Here is a 22745-nt window from a genome sequence, read left to right on the forward strand (position 1 = left end):
ACCATCAATTGGGTTAATTGTTGCGCTTATCATCATTGCGATCTTGCAAATCGCGCTGAAAGAGCACAAACTCATAGACTTGTTGGCGACGATCGGGGCTGAGCGTGGTAAAAATTGAGAGTAGCGCCTCTTGTTCGCGCCGCGAATCGGAGTAGATTTTGGTTTCGGACGAGGCCGCTTCGCTGATCATTTCCAAGGCTGTGGTGCGGAACACTTGGGCTATGCCTTCGACTTCGGCAATTCGTGGCGAGGTGTTGCCCGCCTCAACCGCGCTAATATACGAGCCAGAAACGCCGACTTTTGCGCCTAAGTCATTTTGGGTCAAGCGGTCGCGGGTGCGTTTGCGTTTGATAATTGCGCCAATTGCTTCACTCAAACTAGCCATGCCAATCTCCAATCTTGCTGCTAATTCGGTTGCGATTCCTTTGCATTGTACAAGAAAACTAACGCAAAAGGCAGCAGTTATTGATCCACGAAGGGCACGAAGGGCACGAAGCTGAAACCGCGAAGGACGCGAAGAGCGCGAAGTGTACGCAGGCTATGGGCTTTTGGCTTTTGATTTTTGACTTCTGACTTCTGCCTTTTGACTTCTGCCTTTTGACTTCTGCCTTTTGACTTCTGCCTTTTGACTTTTCATCCTTCATCCCTCATCCTTCATCCTTTAAACTTTAAACAAAATCCCCCTCGCCCAATTGCTTGGACAAGGGGGACGGAGTGACTGAATTAGGCAGCGCTACTGCCGGTTGCCAATTCGACCAAGCGATCTTGCAATTTCTTGTCGAGCAACGAGCCAGCAACTTGCGAGCGCAACTCTTTTTCAAGCCGGCGGCGGGTTGGGCCACGTTGCGCGTCAGGAAAATCGTTCAAGATGCGTTCGATTTCGGTGTTGACTTCGCTATCGTCGACGCTCAAGCCTTCGGCTTCAACGATTTTGCGCACAACCAACGACGATTTCAGGCTTTCTTCGCCACGAGGCAACAATTCTTGGACTGCTTCGTCGTGGGTTTTGCCAACGATTTGCAGATATTGCTCCATGTTGATGCCATAGCGAGCCAACGATTCAACTTGCTCGTGGAGCAATTCGTGGGCGCGATCTGCCACCAAAGCATCGGGCACATCGAAGGTGGTTGCAGCAACAACTTCTTCGAGGTACTTGTTCAAGACGTTGCGGCGATGGTGTTCGCTTGAATTCTTGACCAAGCGCTCCATCAAGTCTGCCTTGTAGGCATCCAAGTCGCCTTCGAATTCTTCCAAGCCTGGAAGTTCTTCCCAAGCTGGCAATTGGCGATTTTGAATTTCGCTGACGGTTACTTTGAAGACAACGTCTTTATCAGCAACCCGGGCATCTGGATGATCGGCTGGCAGGTGCGCGCTAATTTCGCGGGTTTCACCAGCTTTGATGCCTTTCAAGCCTGCATAGAGTTCAGGCACGATCCGACGTTCTTCCATGATTAAGGTCGTTGGTTCGCCTTCATCATCGTCGTCATCATCGTCGTCATCATCGTCGTCATCATCGTCATCATCGTCGTCATCGTCGTCATCGTCATCATCGTCGTCATCGTCGTCATCGTCGTCATCGTCGTCATCGTCATCGTCGTCATCATCTTCGGCATCGAGTTTGTGCAATGGCACGCCATCGACCAAGGTTTGGACGGTAGCGGTCAATTGATCGCCTTCGCCTGCTTCTGGCTCGCCTTCGGGAGCGCTCAAGACGACGTGTTTTTCACGAGCTTGATCCAACGCCACTTCCAAGGTTGCATCGGTAACTGGTTCTTCGGTCAAGTCAACCGTGATTGCCTTGTAATCGGGCAAGTTCACTTCTGGCTCGACGGGAACCAAAATGCGGAAGCGGAATGGTTCAGCTTCGACTTTTTCCAATGAAGCTTGGGCAACTGGCGTAATTTTTTCTTGATCGAGGGCAGCGCGGAAGGCCACATTAATAATTTCGTCGGTAGCTTCTTCTAAAATCGCGGCCTTGCCGTAATAATTTTCAACGATAAAGCGAGGAGCCTTACCCTTGCGGAAGCCTGGAATCGCAACCTTGCTGGCAATCCGTTGGGCGGCTTTGTTCAACTCTTTTTCTATCGTCGCTGCGTCTGGCTCGATCTCAAGCGCAACAATGCGCTTTGGCAATTGTTCAGTTGTGACTTTCACACGATCTCCAAAGTATATGCTATTTAATCGATCTTTAACTATCGCCAACGAAGGCAGTCTAGCGTGACATTATACCAGAACATGGCTTAGCGTTGGCTAGCGAATCTGGATTTGCTTAATAATCGTTAGCGCTCTGCCTAATAGACAGTTTGCTCAGCCAAGAAATGGCGATACATCGGCGAAACCGCCCGCAAGCGCTCCACAATGGGCGGCAATAATTCCAATACGCGCTCGATTTGCTCGGCAGTGTTATCGCGGCCAAGCGTCATGCGTAGGCTGCCATGGGCGCGTTCGGCACTCAAGCCCAAAGCCATCAAGACATGCGATGGGTCGAGCGAGCCGCTGGTGCAGGCCGAGCCACTTGAAGCATAAATGCCCTGTTGATCAAGCAGCAGCAGCATGCTTTCGCCCTCAATAAAATCAAACGAAATATTGACATTATTGGGCAAGCGCTGAGTACGATGACCATTCAGATACACATGCGGAATTGTTGCTTCAATGCCCGAAATCAGCCGATCGCGCAGGCTGGTGGTCTGGCTCACGCTTTGGGGCAGTTCATCGACCGCCAATTGCAAGGCCTTGGCCAAGCCAACAATTCCTGGCACATTTTCGGTTCCCGCCCGCAACCGCCGTTCCTGCGAGCCACCATTAATTAACGGCAGCATTGGCACGCCGCGCCGCATATACAACGCACCAATGCCTTTTGGCCCATAAAATTTATGCGCGGTTAGGCTCAACAAATCAACATTCAACTCTTTGACATTAATTGGTTGCGCGCCGATTAATTGCACTGCGTCGGTATGAAACAGCACATCGTGCTCACGGCAAACTGCGCCCAATTCGGCAATTGGCTGAATTGTGCCAATCTCGTTGTTGGCCGCCATAATGCTGACCAAGACCGTGGTTGGGCGAATTGCAGCCCGTAAATCGGCAACTGAAACCAAGCCAGTGCTATCGACTGGCAAGATAGTTATTTCAAAGCCAAAGTGTTCGAGATATTCCACCGCATGCAGCACCGCATGATGTTCAATGGCGCTGGTGATGATGTGATTGCCTTTGCCTGCGTCACGCTGAGCAAACGCCACGCCTTTAATCGCCAGATTATCGGCCTCGGAGCCGCCGCTGGTAAACACAATTTCTTTGCGTTTTGCGCCCAACAAGCTGGCGACAGTTTCGCGTGCCTCGTCTATGCCTTCGAGCGCGGCGCGGCCCAGCCGATAGATACTTGATGGATTGCCGTAGGCCGTGTTGAAATAGGGCAACATCGCCTCAACGACCCTTGGATCAGTTGCAGTTGTCGCTGCATGATCGAGATAAATTGTTTCTGGTGCCATTCCAGACCACCTTTAATGCTAATTGCAAGTTTGTCGCTGGTTTGATTTTACCGCTGTTTAACCCCAAATTGCTGTAAACGTTTCGCTACATTCAGCATGGCCTCGCCAGCAGAACGGCAAAATCGTGGGCTTGGAGCACAGCTTGCAATCGCTAGTTTAGATAGATTCAATGTGGGACTTGTACGACTAATGGTATGCTAAGAAGAGCTGAATCGCAATATTTGGGAGGCACAATCATGATTCAACGGCTTGACGTAGCAGTCATTGGCACAGGCAATTGGGGCACAACCTTGGCCTTGGTTTTGGCGCGTGGCGGGCGCAACGTCACGCTGTTTGGCCGCAACCAAGCAGAGGTTGAGCAACTCCAAGCTGCTGGCGAAAACAGCCGTTTTTTGCCTGGGCAGCGCTTTCCTGCCAATTTGGGCTTGGCGTTTGAGCCTGCGCTTGCAGCTCAAGCCCAAGTTATTTTGTTGGCAGTGCCTTCCAAAACGATTCGCAGCAATGCCTTGCAACTTGCGCCGCTGCTTGCGCCCGACACGATTGTGCTCAGCTGTGCCAAAGGCATCGAGACGGGCAGCCTTGAAACGATGAGCGAAGTGTTGGCCGAGGCGCTTAGCCCGCATCCACGGGGCTTGATCGGCGCACTCTCAGGGCCAAATATCGCCAACGAAATTGCCCAGGGCTTGCCTTCGACCAGCGTTGTAGCGTTAAGTGATGATCAGGCTGGTCAGCGGGCGCAGAGCTTGCTCACCACCACATTAATGCGCATCTATCGCTCTAGTGATGTGATTGGGGTGGAGCTTGGCGGCGCACTCAAAAATATTGTGGCGCTTGGGGCTGGCATCTGCGATGGCATGGGCTTGGGCGATAATGCTAAGGCGGCCTTTATCACCAGAGGTTTGGCCGAGATGACCCGCTTGGGCATGGCGCGGGGTGCGCATCCACTGACCTTCGCTGGCTTGGCGGGCTTGGGCGATTTAATAGCCACCTGTGCCTCGCCGCATAGCCGCAATCGGCGGTTGGGCGAAGCGCTGGCTCGGGGTCAATCGCTCGAAACTGCATTGGCCCAGCTTGGCCAAGTTGCCGAAGGCGTGAACACCACCGCCACCGCCCGCCAACTCGCCCAACACTATAATGTCGAATTACCGATTGCCGATGAACTGTATCGCGTGTTATTTGAAGGCAAATCGCCACAACAGGCCGGGCTGGATTTGATGCAGCGCGACCCTAAAAATGAATTGGCAGGCTTGCAAGGGCTATTTGCTTAATCGAGGAGCTGAGCAATGCAAGAGTTACGATCATTTACCAAGCAACATTTGGCCGAACTAGCGCCGTTGATTGCCGCCAGCAGCGCCGAAGGCTACAGCATGGTGCAACGACTTTCCGAAGAATGGCAAAGTGGAGTCCAAACTTTTTCACAGCCAGGCGAAGGCTTTTGGGGCATTTGGCAAGGCCAGCGTTTGCGAGCAATTGGTGGCATTAGCATCGATCCCTATCAACCGACCGCGACGATTGGCCGCATTCGCCATGTGTATGTGTTGCCTGCATGGCGGCGGCATGGCTTGGCCAAGCAAATTGTGCTGCACAGCTTGAAGCATGCTGCTAGCCATTTTGCCAAAATCAGCTTATACACCAATAATCCAGCGGCGGCGAAGCTGTATGAGCATTGTGGGTTTGAGCCAGCTACGGGCTTAGTGCGCAGCACTCATTGCTACAACTACCAAGGTTAGCAGCAAACACGCTTTTAGCGCATTAGCATGAGCTATTTTGATCAAGATTCTCATCCAGCTCTCATCCGAAATGTTAAATCGGCTTGACATATCGATTTGCACAGAATCGATTTTGCTGGTATACTCGCAGCCAATGTGCCGCGAATGACGTTGCACAGGGAAGGGTGGGAAAACCGGCATTCCCATGCCCAATTAACAAGGAGGCACACCGTGTCGCTGGATCAAGAAAAATCAACCGTTATCAATAACTATAAACTGCACGAAACAGATACTGGCTCGGCAGATGTGCAAATTGCCCTTTTGACCGACCGCATCAACCAATTGATCGAACACTTGAAACAGCACAAGCAAGATCACCACTCACGCCGTGGTTTGCTGAAGTTGGTTGGTCGTCGCCGTCGCTTGTTGGCCTACCTGAGCAAAAAAGACAATGCTCGGTTCCGCGCTGTCAGCGAACGCTTGGGTCTGCGGATCAAAGCCTAAATTGGGTAAAGTGTTTGCTTGCAAAGCATGCTAAAATACACGTCTGGGAGTACAATTGCTCCCAGACGTTTTTGTGTTGAGCCATAATAAAGCCTCGCTGGCTCAATGATTGCAGTAAAGAGGCGCACTGATGGTTTTGTGGACGTTAGGAATTGGCGCGTGAACAGTGACCGATGTTGCTGTGCAGGCTCCAGTGCCTAACGATCCACGTTGTGAAGCACCCAAGTGGGGTGTTTGGAGGCATATTTTGACTGAACATCAAGTTCATAGTGTAACGGTCGAGCTTGCAGGTCGCCCATTGACGATTGAAGCAGGCCGCGTTGCTCAGTTGGCCAATGGCGCAGTTTTAGTTCGTTACGGCGATACGGTTTTGTTAGCAGCAGTTACTGCTTCAAATGAACCACGCGAAGGGATTGATTTCTTCCCTTTGACTGTCGATTACGAAGAAAAAATGTACGCCGCTGGTAAAATTCCGGGTTCGTTCTTCAAACGCGAAGGCCGACCAACCGAAACCGCGATTTTGACCTCGCGCTTGACCGACCGCCCATTGCGGCCTTTGTTTCCCAAAGGTTATTACAATGATGTGCAGGTCTCGATCACCACACTTTCAACCGACCAAGTGAATGATCCAGGCCCATTGGCAATTATTGGTGCTTCGGCAGCCTTGGTGATTTCGGATATTCCATTTGCTGGGCCAGTTGCCGCAGTTCAAATGGGCCATATCGATGGTGTTTTTGCTATCAACCCCGTGATGGGCTTGATGGAAAATAGCCGCCTCGATTTGGTTGTTTCTGGCACCAGCGAAGCAGTGATGATGGTCGAGGCCAGCGCCTACGAACTGACCGAAGCTGAAATGCTCGAAGCAGTCAAGCGCGGTCACGAAGCCATGCAATCGGTTATCCAAGCCCAGCTTGAATTGGCCGAAAAATGCGGCAAGCCCAAAAAAGAATTTGTGGCTCCGGTCGTTGATACCAGCCTGCAAGATGAAATCAAGGCTTGGATGGGCAATCGCTTCTTGGAAGCTTTGAACAACAGCGACAAAACCGCGCGCGAAGATGCAACCGATGCCTTGCGGCTTGAAGTGCTCGAAAAATTCAGCGCTGGCGCAACCGAAGAAGAATTGGCAGCCCGCGTCAAGACTGTCACCAAAGCCTACGATGGCTTGGTCAAAAATGAAGTTCGTTCTTCAATTCTTGAGCAAGGCATTCGGGTCGATGGCCGTAAGGTCAACGAAATTCGCCCAATTGCAGTTGATGTTGGGGTTCTGCCTCGCGTTCACGGCTCGGGCTTGTTTACCCGTGGCCAAACTCAAGTGCTGACCGTGGCAACCCTCGGCTCGCCTGGCGACGAACAACGCCTTGACGATTTGGGGATTGAAACCACTCGCCACTATATGCACCACTACAACTTCCCAGCCTTCTCGACTGGCGAAGCGCGGCCTTCACGTGGCCCACGTCGCCGTGATATTGGTCACGGCAAGTTGGCCGAACGGGCTTTGGTGCCAGTATTGCCAGAAAAAGATTCATTCCCCTACACCATGCGCTTGGTTTCGGAAGTATTAGCATCTAACGGTTCATCGTCGATGGCCTCAGTTTGTGGCTCGTCGTTGGCTTTGATGGATGCTGGTGTTCCAATCAAAGCTCCGGTTGCTGGCGTGGCAATGGGCTTGATTACGGGCAAAGAAGCTGGCCAATTCAGCGTCTTGACCGACATCCAAGGCTTGGAAGATGCCTTGGGCGATATGGACTTCAAGGTTGCTGGCACCAGTGCTGGCATCACCGCGCTGCAAATGGACATCAAAACCACGGGCATTACCTACGAAATTATGCAGCAAGCGTTTGAGCAAGCGCGCCAAGGCCGCGTGTTCATTCTCAATAAGATGAATGAAATTATCAATACTGCGCGCAATGATATTTCGCAATTTGCCCCACGGATTATCACCCTGCAAATTGAGCCATCGAAGATCGGTGCTTTGATTGGGCCTGGTGGTAAGACGATTCGCTCAATTATCGAGCAAACTGGCGCTCAAATCGACGTTGAAGACGATGGCCGCGTATTCGTGACTACGCCTGACGCTGATGGCGCACGCTTGGCTCAATCGTTGATCGAAGGTTTGACCCGTGAAGCCAAAGTTGGCGAAATCTTCACTGGTAAAGTTGTGCGGATTATGCCGTATGGTGCGTTCGTCAACATTTTGCCAGGCAAAGATGGCATGGTTCACGTTTCCGAACTCGATGAAAAACGGGTCGAAAACGTCGAAGATGTGGTCAAAATTGGCGATGAATTGACCGTGATGGTGATCGATGTTGAGCCAGGCACTGGCAAGCTCAGCCTTTCACGCCGCGCAATTCTCACTGGCGAAACTGCTGAACAACGCAAGAGCAGCAGCAGCAAAGGTGGCCCACGCGGTGGTAATGGTGGCGGCGGCGACCGCGGCCCTCGCCCAGGCGGCGATCGCGGCCCACGCACTGAAGGTGGCGACCGTGGCCCACGCCCAGAGGGTGATCGCGGTCCACGTCCTGAAGGCGACCGTCCTCGTGAAGGTGGCGACCGTGGCCCACGTCCAGGTGGCAACGACCGCCGTGGTGGCGGCTTCCGCGGCTAAATCTGCTAGTTTTTGATCCAAGAAGCGACACGAAGAGCACGAATGTTGGGTTGATTGGTTCGCTGAGTTTTATCGAAATTTCAGCGAACCAATCAATTTCACTTCGAGAACTGTTGTGTCGCTTCGTGGATTATTTTTTAACGCAGCGGCGCAGAGAGAAAAGATAAAGGATGAAGGATGAGGGATGAAGGATGAAGAGTATAGAACATAGAGCATAGAGCATAGAACATAATCAAACAAATCTGTGGCTAAAAACTTAACCTTCGTGCTCTTTGCGTTCTTCGTGGTTTCCGTCCTTCGTGCTCTTCGTGCTCTTCGTGGATCAAAACCAATCCCCATCGCTACAAATGACGCAAAAAGCGATCAGGCTGGTTGAGAAAATCGCGCAACAACGTCACATGTTCAATTGCGTTATATTCAATTGGTTGCAAGCCCGCTGCGCTAATTTGCAGCAACTGGGCCTTGGGATAGGCCATAATAATCGGCGAGTGGGTTACAATGACAAATTGGCTTTGTTGCTGCTCAACTGCATCGCGCATCAGCGACAACAAACTCAATTGGCGAATCGGCGCTAATGGCGCTTCCGGTTCGTCGAGCAAATATAAGCCATTGGGCACAAAGCGCGATTGAAATAAACGCAGAAAACTCTCGCCATGCGAAGCGTGATCGAGGCCTTCGCCATAACGATGGCGCAACTCGCCGATGGTGCGCGAATGGGTTTGGCGGGCTTGGGCACGGGCTAATGGCGAAAGCGTGGTGTCGGCTTCGACCTCGCGCAAGCCAGCCTCGGCCTCGATGCGCAATTGATTCAAGCGTAGTGCATAGCCAAAAAAATCTTCAGCCCGCAGGAAAAAGCCACGCCCAGAGCGCTTGCGCCAGCTCAGGTGCAAATATCTCGCCAAGCGTTGGGCTGAGGTCAGGCTTTGATCCTGGTCAAGATCGTAAGTTCCAACTGCGATTGAACGGGCGGCCACGGCCAAACCTTCCAAAAATGTCGATTTGCCAGAGCCATTATCGCCCACAATAATCGTGACTGGCGCGGTAAAATCGATTTCTTCGCCAATCAAGGCCTGAATCGCTGGCACATTCAAGGGAAATTGCTCGCGATCATCGGCTGTTGGCGCTTTGACTTTGAGGCTGGCTAATAACATCGGTTAATCCCTCAGTTCATCAACTGTGGCCTGAATTTGGCCTTGGTGCAGTTGAATGCTGATTGTTTCGCCGACCGCAACTTGGTTGCGATTGGTGATAGCGCGGCCTGCATGCAAGACTACCGCATAGCCACGAGCCAACGTGCGTTCAGGATTAAGTGCTACTAAACTACGCTCAGCAACTTGCACCTTCAAACGGGCCATTTCAAGCATGCGTTGCATGGCGCGTTGCAAGCGCTGTTGCAGTACGCTGACATGTTCATGGCCTTGTTGCAAGCGCAATTGGGGATCGTGACGGAGCAATTGTTGTTGTTGTTGGTTGAGTTCGCTGCGCAACAATTGCAAGCGGCTTTGGAACAAGCCATGTAACAAGCCAACCTGATTGATCAATTCATCGCGCAATGTGGCCAGATCGGGTGTGACCAATTCGGCGGCGGCAGAAGGCGTTGGCGCGCGCAAATCGGCAACAAAATCAACAATTGTTGTATCGGTTTCGTGGCCAACGCCCGTGACGACTGGCACTGGCGAGGCAAAAACCGCGCGCGCCACAATCTCTTCGTTGAATGCCCAGAGATCTTCAATTGAGCCACCGCCACGAGCCACGATAATCACATCTGGCTCGAAATCGAACAGCTCATACAAGGCCTCGACAATCGATGGCGCTGCATCTTCACCCTGCACGAGGGCTGGTGCGATAATAACTTCGGCCAGCGGAAAGCGGCGGCGCAGCACATTCAACATATCCTGCAAAGCCGCGCCAGTTGGCGAGGTGACGATGCCTATGCGTTGCGGAAAAAGTGGTAAAGGCCGTTTGCGCTCGGTTAAGCCTTCGGCTTCGAGTTGGGCTTTGAGCCGTTCATATTGAGCTTGCAAAAGCCCTTCGCCAGCAGGGGTGATGAAATCGAGGTAGAGTTGCAAGCGTCCGTTATAGAGTTCGACTTTGCCATGGCCCAAAATTGCCATGCCATCTTGGGGCAATGAGCTAAGCCGCAAGGCAGTTGAGCGCCAGATAACCGCATCGATCCGCGAATCGGCTTCCTTGAGGGTTAAATACCAATGGCCCGATGAATGGCGTTTGCAATTGGAAACCTCGCCAAAGACCCAAACGTCGCTGACGACGGGATCGCTGGTGAGCACCGCATTGATATATCCACATAATTCACTGACTGAAAGTTGTTCCATGGCTTGGCCTGCTTACTGAGGATAGTAGCACAATTGTACGAGGATTTCGGCAAAAAAACAATCGCTGATTGTTATCATTTGAGATAATTGGCTCTCAATTCTCGATCGATTCGCCACCCTTCCGTCCCGCCGCCGGCGGGAAACGCAGGGGGTTTTCATCCCCCTGCACCCCCTAATGTTTGTTCTGTGGAATGCCACTGCACTGAGCAATAATTGAAACGATGATTATGCTAAGAATCATAACTCCTAGCATCCAACGAACAGTGCAAGCGATTAATCAAGCGGCACGATTGAAATCAGCACTTGGCCATACTCGACTGGCTGGCTATTTTCAACGTGAATGACGGCGACGCGGCCATGAATTTCGCTTTCGATTTCGTTCATCATCTTCATAGCTTCGACAATGCCGATCACATCGCCTGGGTGCACTTCATCGCCAACTTTAACGTAAGCTGGATCTTTGGGCGAGGGCGAGGCATAGAACGTCCCAACCATGGGCGAGGTAATTGGCTGGCCGATTGATGCAACTGGAGTTTCGGCGCTGCTGGCAGCAACCGGAGCCGCCGCTACGCCGCTGGTCACCACAACTGGGGCCGCCACAGCATAGGGCGTGCGCTTGACATGAATCTTGGCATCGCCACGCTCAAGGCTCAGCTCGGTAATATCGGTTTGGGTGATTAAACGGAGCAACTCACGCACATCCTCGGTGAGTAAATTATGTTCTGGCGTTTGCTCACTCATGGGCTAACATCCTCAACTACACTTTTAGAAATGGCGACGGCGCAGGGAACGTGCCCAGCGCCGTGATGATCAGCTTTAAAATACGCGGCGCAACTCCACCTAGATCCGGGTGAGGTACTTGCCGTTGGTGGTATCGACCCGAATCCGTTCGCCGACGGCGACAAATGATGGCACTTGGACCACCAAGCCGGTATCGGTTGTTGCAGGCTTGCCGCCACCTGAAGCGGTATCGCCTTTGTAGTTTGGCTCGGTTTCGACCACCGTCATCTCGACTGATGAAGGCAATGAAATATCCAATACTTCATCTTCATAGGTCAAAACATCGAAGGTTTCGTTTTCGCGAATATACAACAAGGCATCTTCGAGCAAATCCACGCTGACGGGGAATTGATCGTAGGTTTCGGTGTTCATCACGTAGATGTAGTTATCTTCGCGATAGAGATATTGTACATTGCGGGTTGACAAGCGGGCTACTTCGAAGCGTTCGCCAGCCATAAAGGTTTTGACGGTGGTGGCACTGGTGCGGACATTGCGTAAGGTCAGGCGCAAGAATGCCGTGCCACGACCTTGCTTGACGTGGTTGGCTTCCATCACGCGGAACAATTCACCATCAATAATGAGGGTTAGACCTTTGCGTACTTCACCTGTTGAGACCATGATACAAAAACTCCCTTTGGGTTGTAATAAATTTTAGGCTTGCTCGATCACAATAATCGGGTCAAGTGGTGACTGTGTAAGGGTTTCAACGCCATTGGCATTGAGCAAAACCAGGTTTTCGAGCCGCACGCCGCCCCAATCGGGCAGATAAATGCCTGGCTCGATGCTGAAAATTGAGCCAACTGGCAGTAAATCGTTATGCACGCGGCTGAGCCGTGGCTCTTCGTGAATCTGCAAGCCAACCCCGTGGCCAGTGCCATGGCTGAAATATTGGCCATAGCCAGAGGCCTCGATGACGTTGCGCGCGAATGCGTCAGCCTCTCTGCCGGTGGTGTTGGCGGTGATGCCGTTGGTTGCATCTTCCAGCGCGTGGCGCACAATGCCATAAATTTCTTCGAATTTGGCATCGGGCTGGCCCAGCACGAGGGTGCGCGTCATATCGCCATGATAGCCAGCATACAGCGCGCCAAAATCAATCACAATCGGTTGACCTTGGCCGAGTGGCGCGTTGCCAGCGTGATAATGGGGCAAGGCGCTATTCAAGCCAGCGCCGACGATAATCTCAAAAGCTAAGCCATCGCCGCCATGCTCCACAATCGCCTTGTGCAATTCCCAAGCAACTTGGCGTTCGAGCATGCTTGGGCGCAACATCGGCTTGACTGCCGCCAACGCTTGGTCAGTAATGTTAATTGCTTGGCGCAGGGCCGCAACTTCTTCGCTGGTTTTGATGGCGCGTAATTGCTCAGTCAACGAACCAATTGCAACCAAGGTTACATCGCCAGGTAGTGCTTGGCGCAAAGCATTATAATCGGCAACGCTGAGGGTTGCTGGCTCGTAGCCCAAGCGTTTGATCGGCGCAACATAGCGGCCAACGCAGCTATACAACGTTTCATCAAGCGTGCGCGTGATGGTTTCAAAGTGGCTGGCCTCTTGCGCTGCTTGCACGGTATAGCGGCCATCGGTGATTAATAATGCTCGTTGAGCATCAATTAATAACACGCCCGCCGAACCACTAAACCCGCTCAGATACCGCCGATTTTGGCTATTGGCCACCAACAATCCATCAATTTGGGCTGCTTCAAAAAGCATCCGCAACGCTGCGAGCCGTTCTTGAGACACCGCGCACCAGCCTTTCAGCACACTACAAGCCCGCTTGGGGTTGCCAACGGGCTTTGTGTAGTATATATGCCATCAAAGATGCTTGTCAAACGTTTTTATTGTAAAGCTATGAGAGAGAACATAGAGCAAAGAACATAGAACATAGGTAGAGATTGGGGATCGGGGGCTGAGGATTGGGCGATAGGTGATAGGCTATTGGCTATTGGCTTTTGACTATTGGCTATTGGGTATGAAAAAATCATCTGGGCTAATCTGTGACAATCTGTGGCGAAAAAATAATTATTCGTGCAATTCGTGCAATTCGTGGCGAAAAAATCCTTCGTGCGCTTTGTGGATCAATCCGTTAACGCAGCGGCGCAGAGAGAAAAGATAAAGGATGAAGGATGAGGGATGAAGGATGAAATGTGGGGTATAGCAGGATAATCCAAATAATCTGTGGCAATCTGTGGCTAAAAAGTCGTTCTTCGTGTCCTTCGCGCTCTTCGCGGTTCCTATCGTTTGTGCAATTTGTTGATCAAAACCTTCCGCTCCCCGCCCCCCAACACCCGATCACCAACTCCTACTGATAACTCGCTGCTAGGTGGAGGCTGGCTTGGGCTGCGCCTGCAAAATCGCCTAGTGCCTCGAATGCTTGGCGGGCTGCGTCGAAACTAGCACGCGCCGCGAGCACATCGCCCTCCAAGACCCATGCCCGACCAAGCCCAAGCATGCGCAGCGGCGTTGTTTCCAAGCTCAGCGCTCGCTGATAGAGCGTGACTGCTGCTTGGCCCGATGCCATAATTAAAGCATGATAGCCAGCCATTTCTGCGTAGCGCGCTGCTTCGTGAGCATTGCCCGCAGCTTCGTAATGGCTGGCCAATTGCACCGCGACTAGCGGCAACATACCCGCATAACTCGCGGCCAAGGCTTCGGCAGCCCGGCGATGAAATACTTGGCGACGGGCCGGACTCAGATGTTGCTGCCACACTTCAGCAATCAGCGGGTGGGCAATTTGATATTGGCCCGTTTGCTCGGCCAAAATACCCTGTTGCAATAAAAGATCAAGCATATCGAGGGCTTGATCTTCGTTGCAATGACTGACCTGTTGCAACAATTCGAGCCTGCTATTGATGCCCAAAATCATGGCGGCTGAGAGCAAGGCTTGGGCAGCACTCGGCAAACTGGTTAAGCGCAAGCCCAACACATCTGCCAACGAACTAGGAATTTGCTCGCTGGGAGCTTGTAATAATTCATGCAAAAAGTAGGGATTGCCACGGCTGCGCTGATAGAGTTGGGCACTACGTTGTATATCGCCGCCATGTTGGCGCACCAATTGGGCGCTTTCGCTGGCACTTAGCGGTTGCAACTCATGGCGTTGGGCGATGTGGTTGCGCTGCCAATGCCAAAGCAAATTGGCCAATTCGCCTTGCACCTGATTAGCGCGATAGGTCAAAATAATCAGCACTGGCTTGGATTGCAAGCGTTCGGCGGCAAAGCCCAGCCAACCAAGCGAAAGTTGATCGGCCCAATGTGCATCGTCGAGCACCAACACCAAAGGCTGATCGGCAAACAGCAACAAAACCTGCAACATGGCCTCGAAAATCCGCCGCCGTTCTTCTGCTGGCGTGGCAGTGTTCAGCGGTGGCACAATCTCACGTTGCTTAAAATCGGGAATCAAGCGCGCCAACTCGCTCTGCCAGTAAGGCGCTAATGGCGATTGCGCGCCAAACAGCCAATCGAGCAGCGCAGATTGATCAGTCCAGGCTAAAAATGGCGCGAAGGGCAGCAATTGGGTTATTTCCAGTCCGCGTGCCACGATAACCTGATGCGCTTCGCGAATTTGGCCCAACCATGTTTGCCACAAGCTGGTTTTGCCAATTCCCAGCTCGCCAGTGAGCAGCACAACTTGGAGTTGATTCTGCAAACTGGCTTGCCAAGCGCGATCCACCAATGCGTAATCACGCTCGCGGCCAATTAATTGGGCATTGTTGGTTGGGGCGGGCAAGCGTGGCGGCTGAAGCGTTGTGCCCGTTGGCGGGCCAAGAATTTGCATGCGCAGCGCTTGGGTTGCTGCTGCTGGCTCCAAGCCTAGTTGTTGCTCAAGTTGATAATGGAAATTGGTGTAGTGTTGCAAGGCATTGGCCCGTTGATCGAGCGCTAGGCATGCTTGAATCGCCGCTTGAACAAATGGCTCATGCAATGGATCGATCGTCAGGCCATGGCTGGCAAGTTGGAGTTTTTGCTGCCAATCGTCGTAGCGTTGCACCGCTTGTTCGAGCAATTGCAGATAGTGCTGATGCACCCGATTACGCTCTTGCAGCAGCCATAATTCAAACTCCGGCGCATCGCGCAAATTCAGGCCATCGAGCAATGGGCCACGATAACAATGAAGTAGCGTGGTGAGATCAGGCTGATCGAATTGCCATAATGTTTGCAGATCGTTCCAGCACTCGCTGCCCAAGCCCAAGCGATCATCGTGGCTGCGAATGCAATCGTTGCCAAGTTGTTGGCGCAACAGCCAGAGACAATTGCTTAGGTTTTTGCGCGCGGCGCTGCTGCTACTTTCGGCCCAGAGCAAACCCAAAATGCGCTCGCGTGGCTGCGGCTGTGGTTGGCAGGCCAAATAGGCCAATAACGCTACAGCCTTGGCATTGGTCAGATTAATCAATTGCTGGTTGCAGAAAATTTGCGGCTGGCCCAAAAAATAATAGCGTCGTTCCATCGCCAATCCCAACCCAAAATCACCTAGCCAGCATTTTAAACCAAAATCGCCGCAACTGGGAACTAACTCGGGAAACCAAACGGGAAAGGAGCGTGCAATAATCGCGTGAGTGAATAGTAATTAATCGTGGAGCAACGCCCAATGACGACCGCAACCGCTGGCAAACTACAAATTGGCGATCGCGCCCCAAACTTTCGCCTGCCCAACCAAACTGGCGCAATTGTCGATCTCAACGATTTGCTGGGTAAAAAGCATATTGTGCTCTTTTTCTATCCCAAAGATGATTCGCTAATTTGTGTGGCCGAAGTCTGTGCTTTTCGCGACCAATATGAAGTCTTCAAGCAAGTAGGAGCCGAAGTGATTGGCGTAAGCAGCGATTCGGTCGAATCGCACAAGCAATTTGCCGCCAAACATCGCTTGCCGTTTACCTTGTTGAGCGATGGCGATAGTGCGGTGCGCAAGCTCTATGGCGCAACCACGCTGGGCATTTTTACTGGCCGTGTTACCTACATCATCGATCCACAAGGCACGATTCAACATATTTTCTCATCGCGCTTGAATGCCCAAAAACATATTGATGAATCGTTACGGATTTTGCAACAAGCCTAAATTTTAGTGAGGAGTTTTTTGATATGGCGACTGCAACTACAGGTAAATTGAGCGTTGGCGATCAAGCCCCAGCGTTCAGCCTGCCCAACCAAGCTGGCCAAATGGTCGATCTGCAAAGCCTGATCGGCAATAAGAAAATCGTGCTGTTTTTCTATCCCAAGGATCATTCTGCTGGCTGCGTGGCCGAAGTCTGTGCTTTTCGCGACCAGTACGAGGTGTTTAAGCAAGCAGGAGCCGAAGTTATTGGCATTAGCAGCGATTCGGTTGAATCGCACGAGCAATTTGCTGCTAATCATCGCTTGCCGTTTACTTTGCTCAGCGATAGCGCTGGCACGGTGCGCAAGCTCTATGGCGCAACGACATTGGGCATTTTAGCGGGCCGTGTAACCTATATCATCGATCAAAAGGGCACGATTCAGCATATTTTCTCGTCGATGCTCAACGCCAACAAACATATCACCGAAGCGCTGCGCATCATCAACGAGGCCTAGTTTTTTAAGCACGAAGCGCACGAAGGCGTTAAAATTTCGCGTTCTTCGCGCTCTTTGTGGTTTCTAAGGATACTATTTTTAACCACGAAGGACACGAAGCGCACGAAGGCGTTAAAATTTCGCGTTCTTCGCGCTCTTCGTGGTTTCAAGCGTAATTTTGCCTTTTGACTTTCCTTCATCCCTCATAATTCATCCTTCATCCTTCTTACGTCAGGCTAATCAGTTTTTGGCGCACGGCGATGCTGACGGCCTCAGTGCGATTGGTTGCGCCAAGCTTGCCCAAGATATTTTGGACATGAACTTTGACCGTGCGTAGCGCAATATCAAGCTCTAGCGCAATCTCGCCATTGGAGCGCCCCCGGCCCAGCAGGTGTAGCACTTCCAATTCGCGCGGCGTTAACGCTTCTGGCTGGGGATTGCTCACGCCAGCCACCAGTTTGGCGGCAATATCAGGTGCAAGGTGAGTGCTGCCACGAGCAACCGCGTGAATTGCCGCAACCAACTCATCAGCAGAAGCATCTTTGAGTAAGTAGCCCTTGGCTCCCGCCCGCAAGGCCGCCCAAATAAACTCATCGGTGGCATAGGTTGTGAGCACCAGCACTTTGGCTTGGGGCCAGCGTTGGCACAGCTGACCAATCGCGGTCGGGCCATCCATCACGGGCATTTGTAAATCCATCAATACGACATCTGGTAGTTCTTGGGCATAAAGATTAATTGCTTCTTGGCCATTGGCAGCCTCGCCCACAATCGTAATGTTGGCTTCATCCTCTAAAACTGCAATCAAGCCCTCGCGAACAATCCGTTGATCTTCAACAATTGCAACTCGAATCATGACAAAATCCTCGGCGATGGCGTTTTTAGCGCCGTACTATCAGCTAGTTATCAGCTTAACACGGGTCGTGGCCGATTTGATTATGCTATAATGGCGCGTATACGAGGGCCAAAAGCCCTTCTTTTTTGGATTAAATGCCCGCTTGCGGGGCTTGTGGCTCCGGCCTGCACCTTGACTTCCTGCCAACCATCCACGCGAGCGCTGCAGCAGAAAGATCATCGCACCATATATGTTTAGATCATTTTTTCGCTCATTTAGCCGCGATATTGGCATGGACTTAGGCACCGCCAATACTTTAGTCTATTTACGCGGCAAAGGCATTGTGATTTCCGAGCCATCAGTGGTGGCCATTGATAAACGCACGGGGATTCCCCAAGCTTTTGGCGCTGCGGCCAAAGCTATGGTCGGCAAAACCCCAGCCAATATTGTCGCAGTTCGCCCGCTCCGCGATGGCGTAATTGCCGATTTTGATGTGGTCGAAAAGATGATGAAATATTTTTTCGACCAAGCCCACAAGCACGTTGGCGCAAGCATTGCTGGCCGCCCACGGGTAATTGTCGGCGTGCCTTCGGGCGTGACCGATGTGGAAAAACGCGCTGCCCGTGACGCTGCGATGAACGCTGGCGCACGCGAAGCCTATGTGATTGAAGAACCAATGGCCGCCGCAGTTGGCGCAGGCCTGCCTGTGACCGAACCAACTGGCTCGATGGTGGTCGATATTGGTGGCGGTACAACCGAAGTTGCCGTGATCTCGTTGGGTGGGATTGTGATTAACCACTCGTTGCGCACCGCTGGCGACGAAATCGACGAAGCCGTCATCGCCTTTGCCCGCCGCGAATATAACTTGCTGATTGGCGAGCGCATGGCCGAAAAAGCCAAAATTGCCGCTGGCTCAGCCTACCCACTCGAAGAAGAAATCAAAGTAACCTTGCGGGGCCGTGATTTGCTGACGGGCTTGCCCAAAGCGATTGAAATTAGCAGCATTGAGTTGCGCGAAGGCATCGCTGGCCCAGTTGCCAATATCGTTTCCGAAGTGCGCACCGCCCTGGAAGAAACCCCGCCAGAGTTGGTCGCCGACATTATGGAGCACGGCATTACCTTGGCTGGTGGCGGCTCGATGTTGCGCGGCTTAGACCGCCGGATTGCCGCTGAAACCAAAATGCCAGTTCACATCGCCGAAGATCCGCTTTCGTGCGTGGCTCGTGGTACCGGCAAGATGATCGAAGAATTTGACAAATACCGTGACACGATTCGGCGTTCGCAAGAATCGCGTCGCATTAAACGCGGCTAGCCATGTCAAATCGTTCAGGCAATGCCCAACGCGCCACCAAGCTGATTATTTGGCTGGCTTGTATTGTGGTTGTGCTGCTGTTGCTCGATCAACAGGGTATTTTGAATCCGGTTACGGCGAGCACTGCCCGCTTTTTGACTCCCGTTACGCGAACGTTGACGAATATTCGTTTAGCAATTAGCGATACCTTTGGCGGCATTTTTGGTTCGTCGCAGGCAGCCCAAGATTTGGCCGCCATGCAACAACGAGTCACCGAGCTTGAAAACGAAAATCTGCAATTGCGCAGCGCCGCCGCCGAAAACGCAACCTTGCGCCGAACCGCAGGCATGCGCGAACGCTATGGCTGGCGCACGGTGATTGGCAACGTGGTCAGTCGCTCCGCCGATGCTGGCAATCGTTTAATTAGCATTGATCGTGGCTCTGCCGATGGCTTGGCCGTGGGCATGCCGGTCGTCTCACACGTCAACGGTAGCCCCGATGCGCTGATTGGCTTGGTTGATACGGTGAGCCAACATAACGCCACGGTCTTGCTGATTACTGATTCACGCTCGGTCATTAGCGGCCAAGTGCTAGCCCAAGTTGCCAACGAACAAGAAGGCGGCAGCATCAGCCAACCAATGGGCGACGTGCTTGGGCAATGGCAACTTGGCTCACGTTTGATTATGCGCCATATCGATCGCGACGCAAAATTTAATGTTGGCGACGATGTGTTGACCGCAGGCATTAGCAAAGCCCTAGCCTTTGATGCGCCTGCAGCGCGGATTCCGCCTGATGTGCCAATTGGCCGCGTGAGTGCAATTCGCCCCGACGGCCACGGCCAACAAGCCGATATTGAACCATATTTTGATCCTGATGTGGTGCGGACTGTATGGATTATCGTCGGCGAAGATTAAGCGAGCGGCTGCGTGGGCAGCTTTGGTTGGCGGCTATTGTTGGCTTAACCGTGATCATCCAGACAACCCTTTTACCAACCGTGTTCAATGCCCACTTGAATTTGGTGTTGTTGGCGGTGGTTTGTTGGACGTTGCTGGCTGATGCTGCCAAGGGCGCGGCAATCGCCATGTATGGCGGCTTGTTGATCGATGTGGTTGGCTATTCGCCCTTTGGCAGCCATGCCTTGGCCTTGTTGCTGGTTGCTTGGCTGTGTAGCCTTGCCGCCGAGCGCTTTCCGCCCGATACATGGCCAACCTCGCTCTTGCTCACAATCGGCGCAACCCCGCTGTATCATTTGGTTACCCAAATGTTTCGCGGCGGCACCGATGATTGGTTGAGTTGGGCGATTGTGGTGCTTGTGCCAGCCATGATTATCAACGCGATTGGGGTTTTGCCGACGTTTCTCGTTTTGCAATGGTGGAACGAACGGCAAATTCGCCACTAAACTTTATCAGCAAGGAGAACCCTTATGCGCGGTCGCCTGATCGGCTTACGGGTCGTGAGCTTAATTATATTCATTGCGTTGCTTGCCCGTTTGCAGCAATTGCAATTTGGCAGCAGCGCCGCAACCTCGCGGGCTTCGATTGAGCAAAATATTACTCGCCACGATTATATTGCGCCGCAACGAGGCGAGATTTTTGCCAGCGATGGCACAACCCTGCTCGCGGCCTCGGTTCCAACCTCACTCTTAGGGATTCAAGCTGAATCGCTGCCGCGTAAACGCGCCGATCGCAACGCCGTGTATATGCGGCTGAGCATGCTGTTGCCATTCAGCGATACCTTCACGCTCTCGCCAACCACCAAAATGCAGGAAGATCCTGCTTTGGCAGCGGCAGTCTATGGCATTTCGCCAATTTTGCCCGCCGATACAAGCTTTGCACCGCATCAAGCGATTACCGTGACGGTTCCAATGGGCAAGGCCTTGACCGCGTTGCAACTGAGCCAAGCCTATACCGATGTGATTACCTTGCAGCCAGGTGTGGAGAAAGCCCTTGCCAAAGCCAATTTGCCATCGTATTTGGTTGTGCCGGTGGCCAAAAATATTCCCAATGATGTGGCTTTGGCAATTCGCGAAAATGCGCTGGCCTTGCCTGGCGTGCGGGTTGTCGATGGCTTCCAGCGCGATTATCCACTCAGTGCCGAAACCAAATCGCTTTCGCATTTATTGGGCTATATGATTCGGATCAACGATAAACAACTGGCGCGTTACAATCCCCTGAATGATGCAGATGGCCCGCGCCAATACTTGGAAAGCGATTTGATTGGGGTTGATGGGATCGAAAATTATTACGAATCAACCTTGCGTGGCAAACTTGGAACCAATCAAATCTCGGTCGATGTGTGGGATCGGATTGTCGGCGAGCCAAAGGTGTTGCAACCAATGGAAGATGGCAAGAATCTGATTCTGAATATCGATATGGATTTGCAACGGGATACTGAGCAGATTTTGCAAAAATGGCTCGATATTGCCGACCAACGCCGCGTGCGCTTAGCCAATACGCCGGGCAAAGATCAAGTTAAATATGCTTCCTATGATCGCATCAACAAAGGTGTGATTATGGTGATGGATGTGAATACTGGCGCGGTGCTGGCCTCGGTTAGTTTGCCAGCCTACGATAACAACGCCTTCAATCGCGGCGAAGTCGAAGAAATTACCGATTTATTTACCGATGAAGAAAACACGCCGTTGTTGCATCGCGCGATTGCTGGTAAATATCCACCTGGCTCGACTTTCAAGCAGTTTACCGCCGCCGCCGCCTTGGATAGCGACATTATCAACCCTGATTCGCGGATTCAAGACCCGGGCTTTTTACTGGTGCGCAACGAATATAACGAAGCGTTGACCAACCAATATCCCAACTCCAACCGCCGCGCCAATGGCTTGATCAATGTTTCCGATGCTTTGAAAGTTTCGTCAAACGTCTTTTTCAACACCGTTGCTGGCGGGACTGATTACGTAACCAACCTCAAGCCAAACGATCCCCAAATTAAGGGTGGCTTGGGGATTGATCGCCTATACGAAACGGTTTCTGGCGAATTCGGCTTCGATAAATTGACTGGCATCGACCTGCCAGGCGAAGATTCGGGGATTATTCCCAATAAAGAATGGAAGAAGCAGCGACGCGAACGCTGGGGCGTTGGCGATACCTATATTGCGGCGATTGGCCAAGGTGATGTGCAAGTTACGCCATTGCAATTGCTGCGCGCCACCGTCGCAACCGCCAATCGTGGCACCGTCTATCAACCGCAAGTGGTCAAAGCAATTACCGATTTGAACCGCACCGACACAATCACGCTTACGCCAGTGATTGAACACACGATTAATCTTGCGCCTGAGCATTGGGCCGTGATTCGCGAAGGCATGCGCCGCTCGGTACGCGATTCCGATGCTTATAATCGGATTGCCAATGGCAACAACAAACCTGCAGGCGCGATTCTCGCCGATCTTGATCGGCTGGATTTGGCGGGCAAAACCGGAACCGCCGAATATGCACAAGGGCCATATTTGCGTTCGCACTCGTGGTTTGTGGGCTTTGCACCGTTCGATAATCCCAAAGTTGCAATTTTGGCGATGCTCGAAGGCACTGGCGATTTAGGTGACGGTTCGGGGACGTTGGCCTTGCCAGCGGTGGTTGATGTGTTGCGGGCCTATAACGGCGAAGGCTTCCCCGATATTAATGGCAACATGCCTGCGCCTGCTGCTGGCAGCACTGGCCAATAAAGGAAACAGC

20 protein-coding genes are annotated in these 22745 nt (G+C 52.3%); 10 read left to right on the forward strand and 10 right to left on the reverse strand.

Going from position 1 to position 22745, the window contains the following annotated elements; genetic code table 11:
• Positions 1-13 precede the first annotated feature (13 nt).
• From ACFMKP_RS18150 to nifS, 3 genes are all read right to left on the reverse strand, one after another.
• Positions 14-385 carry a helix-turn-helix domain-containing protein gene (locus tag ACFMKP_RS18150; protein ID WP_382293815.1) on the reverse strand — a complete coding sequence of 124 codons (372 nt, stop codon included), beginning with the start codon at positions 383-385 and terminating at the stop codon, positions 14-16.
• Between the two features lie 338 nt (positions 386-723).
• Positions 724-2154, reverse strand: a complete 1431-nt coding sequence (locus ACFMKP_RS18155) for a trigger factor (protein ID WP_382293817.1) — start codon at positions 2152-2154, stop codon at positions 724-726.
• Between the two features lie 137 nt (positions 2155-2291).
• Complete coding sequence (nifS, locus tag ACFMKP_RS18160) at positions 2292-3488, reverse strand: cysteine desulfurase NifS (RefSeq protein ID WP_382293818.1); 1197 nt, start codon at positions 3486-3488, stop codon at positions 2292-2294.
• Positions 3489-3724: 236 nt separating this feature from the next.
• Here nifS and ACFMKP_RS18165 point away from each other — a divergent pair, with 236 nt between their 5' ends.
• The 4 genes from ACFMKP_RS18165 to pnp all read left to right on the forward strand — a co-directional run bounded on the left by ACFMKP_RS18165 (position 3725) and on the right by pnp (position 8306).
• A complete protein-coding gene (locus tag ACFMKP_RS18165; RefSeq protein WP_204753578.1) occupies positions 3725-4756 on the forward strand; it encodes an NAD(P)H-dependent glycerol-3-phosphate dehydrogenase in 1032 nt (343 codons plus the stop codon).
• Between the two features lie 15 nt (positions 4757-4771).
• Positions 4772-5218 carry a GNAT family N-acetyltransferase gene (locus ACFMKP_RS18170; protein WP_382293821.1) on the forward strand — a complete coding sequence of 149 codons (447 nt, stop codon included), beginning with the start codon at positions 4772-4774 and terminating at the stop codon, positions 5216-5218.
• Between the two features lie 210 nt (positions 5219-5428).
• Positions 5429-5701, forward strand: coding sequence for a 30S ribosomal protein S15 (gene rpsO, locus ACFMKP_RS18175; protein ID WP_382293822.1), 273 nt, complete (start codon positions 5429-5431; stop codon positions 5699-5701).
• Positions 5702-5948: 247 nt separating this feature from the next.
• Positions 5949-8306, forward strand: a complete 2358-nt coding sequence (gene pnp / locus ACFMKP_RS18180; RefSeq protein WP_382293824.1) for a polyribonucleotide nucleotidyltransferase — start codon at positions 5949-5951, stop codon at positions 8304-8306.
• Positions 8307-8647: 341 nt separating this feature from the next.
• On the opposite strand, the gene ACFMKP_RS18185 is transcribed toward pnp, so the two are convergent.
• The 6 genes from ACFMKP_RS18185 to ACFMKP_RS18210 all read right to left on the reverse strand — a co-directional run bounded on the left by ACFMKP_RS18185 (position 8648) and on the right by ACFMKP_RS18210 (position 15857).
• On the reverse strand, positions 8648-9457 hold the full coding sequence (locus ACFMKP_RS18185) for an AAA family ATPase (protein ID WP_382293826.1): 810 nt from the start codon (positions 9455-9457) through the stop codon (positions 8648-8650).
• 3 nt (positions 9458-9460) lie between these two features.
• Positions 9461-10639 carry an exodeoxyribonuclease VII large subunit gene (gene xseA / locus ACFMKP_RS18190; protein ID WP_382293827.1) on the reverse strand — a complete coding sequence of 393 codons (1179 nt, stop codon included), beginning with the start codon at positions 10637-10639 and terminating at the stop codon, positions 9461-9463.
• Positions 10640-10912: 273 nt separating this feature from the next.
• A complete protein-coding gene (accB, locus tag ACFMKP_RS18195) occupies positions 10913-11380 on the reverse strand; it encodes an acetyl-CoA carboxylase biotin carboxyl carrier protein (protein WP_382293829.1) in 468 nt (155 codons plus the stop codon).
• 99 nt (positions 11381-11479) lie between these two features.
• Positions 11480-12037, reverse strand: coding sequence for an elongation factor P (gene efp / locus ACFMKP_RS18200; protein WP_054535670.1), 558 nt, complete (start codon positions 12035-12037; stop codon positions 11480-11482).
• A 33-nt stretch (positions 12038-12070) separates the two neighbouring features.
• Positions 12071-13156, reverse strand: a complete 1086-nt coding sequence (locus ACFMKP_RS18205; protein ID WP_382293832.1) for a M24 family metallopeptidase — start codon at positions 13154-13156, stop codon at positions 12071-12073.
• A 559-nt stretch (positions 13157-13715) separates the two neighbouring features.
• Complete coding sequence (locus ACFMKP_RS18210; RefSeq protein WP_382293833.1) at positions 13716-15857, reverse strand: AAA family ATPase; 2142 nt, start codon at positions 15855-15857, stop codon at positions 13716-13718.
• A gap of 141 nt (positions 15858-15998) precedes the next feature.
• Here ACFMKP_RS18210 and ACFMKP_RS18215 point away from each other — a divergent pair, with 141 nt between their 5' ends.
• Both ACFMKP_RS18215 and ACFMKP_RS18220 read left to right on the forward strand, forming a co-directional pair.
• Positions 15999-16466, forward strand: coding sequence for a peroxiredoxin (locus tag ACFMKP_RS18215; protein ID WP_382293835.1), 468 nt, complete (start codon positions 15999-16001; stop codon positions 16464-16466).
• Between the two features lie 23 nt (positions 16467-16489).
• The gene (locus tag ACFMKP_RS18220; protein WP_382293837.1) at positions 16490-16957 is read left to right on the forward strand and encodes a peroxiredoxin; all 468 of its coding nucleotides are present in this window, start codon (positions 16490-16492) and stop codon (positions 16955-16957) included.
• A gap of 205 nt (positions 16958-17162) precedes the next feature.
• Here ACFMKP_RS18220 and ACFMKP_RS18225 read toward each other — a convergent pair whose 3' ends face one another.
• Positions 17163-17789 carry a response regulator gene (locus ACFMKP_RS18225; RefSeq protein WP_382293839.1) on the reverse strand — a complete coding sequence of 209 codons (627 nt, stop codon included), beginning with the start codon at positions 17787-17789 and terminating at the stop codon, positions 17163-17165.
• Between the two features lie 229 nt (positions 17790-18018).
• Between ACFMKP_RS18225 and ACFMKP_RS18230 the strand changes: the two genes are divergently transcribed.
• From ACFMKP_RS18230 to ACFMKP_RS18245, 4 genes are read left to right on the forward strand one after another with little or no spacing between them, the layout of a single operon-like run.
• Positions 18019-19080: a rod shape-determining protein gene (locus tag ACFMKP_RS18230; protein ID WP_012192298.1), complete on the forward strand. Its 1062-nt coding sequence runs from the start codon at positions 18019-18021 to the stop codon at positions 19078-19080.
• A 2-nt stretch (positions 19081-19082) separates the two neighbouring features.
• Positions 19083-19973, forward strand: coding sequence for a rod shape-determining protein MreC (gene mreC / locus ACFMKP_RS18235; protein ID WP_382293840.1), 891 nt, complete (start codon positions 19083-19085; stop codon positions 19971-19973).
• Complete coding sequence (mreD, locus tag ACFMKP_RS18240; protein ID WP_382293842.1) at positions 19949-20458, forward strand: rod shape-determining protein MreD; 510 nt, start codon at positions 19949-19951, stop codon at positions 20456-20458. Before mreC ends, mreD begins: the two co-directional genes overlap by 25 nt.
• Positions 20459-20482: 24 nt before the next feature.
• Entirely contained in the window at positions 20483-22735 is a 2253-nt protein-coding gene (locus tag ACFMKP_RS18245; RefSeq protein ID WP_382293844.1) for a penicillin-binding transpeptidase domain-containing protein, read from the forward strand.
• The last annotated feature ends 10 nt before the right edge of the window (positions 22736-22745 follow it).

The sequence above is a fragment of the Herpetosiphon sp. NSE202 genome (assembly GCF_042688385.1).
Lineage (GTDB): Bacteria > Chloroflexota > Chloroflexia > Chloroflexales > Herpetosiphonaceae > Herpetosiphon.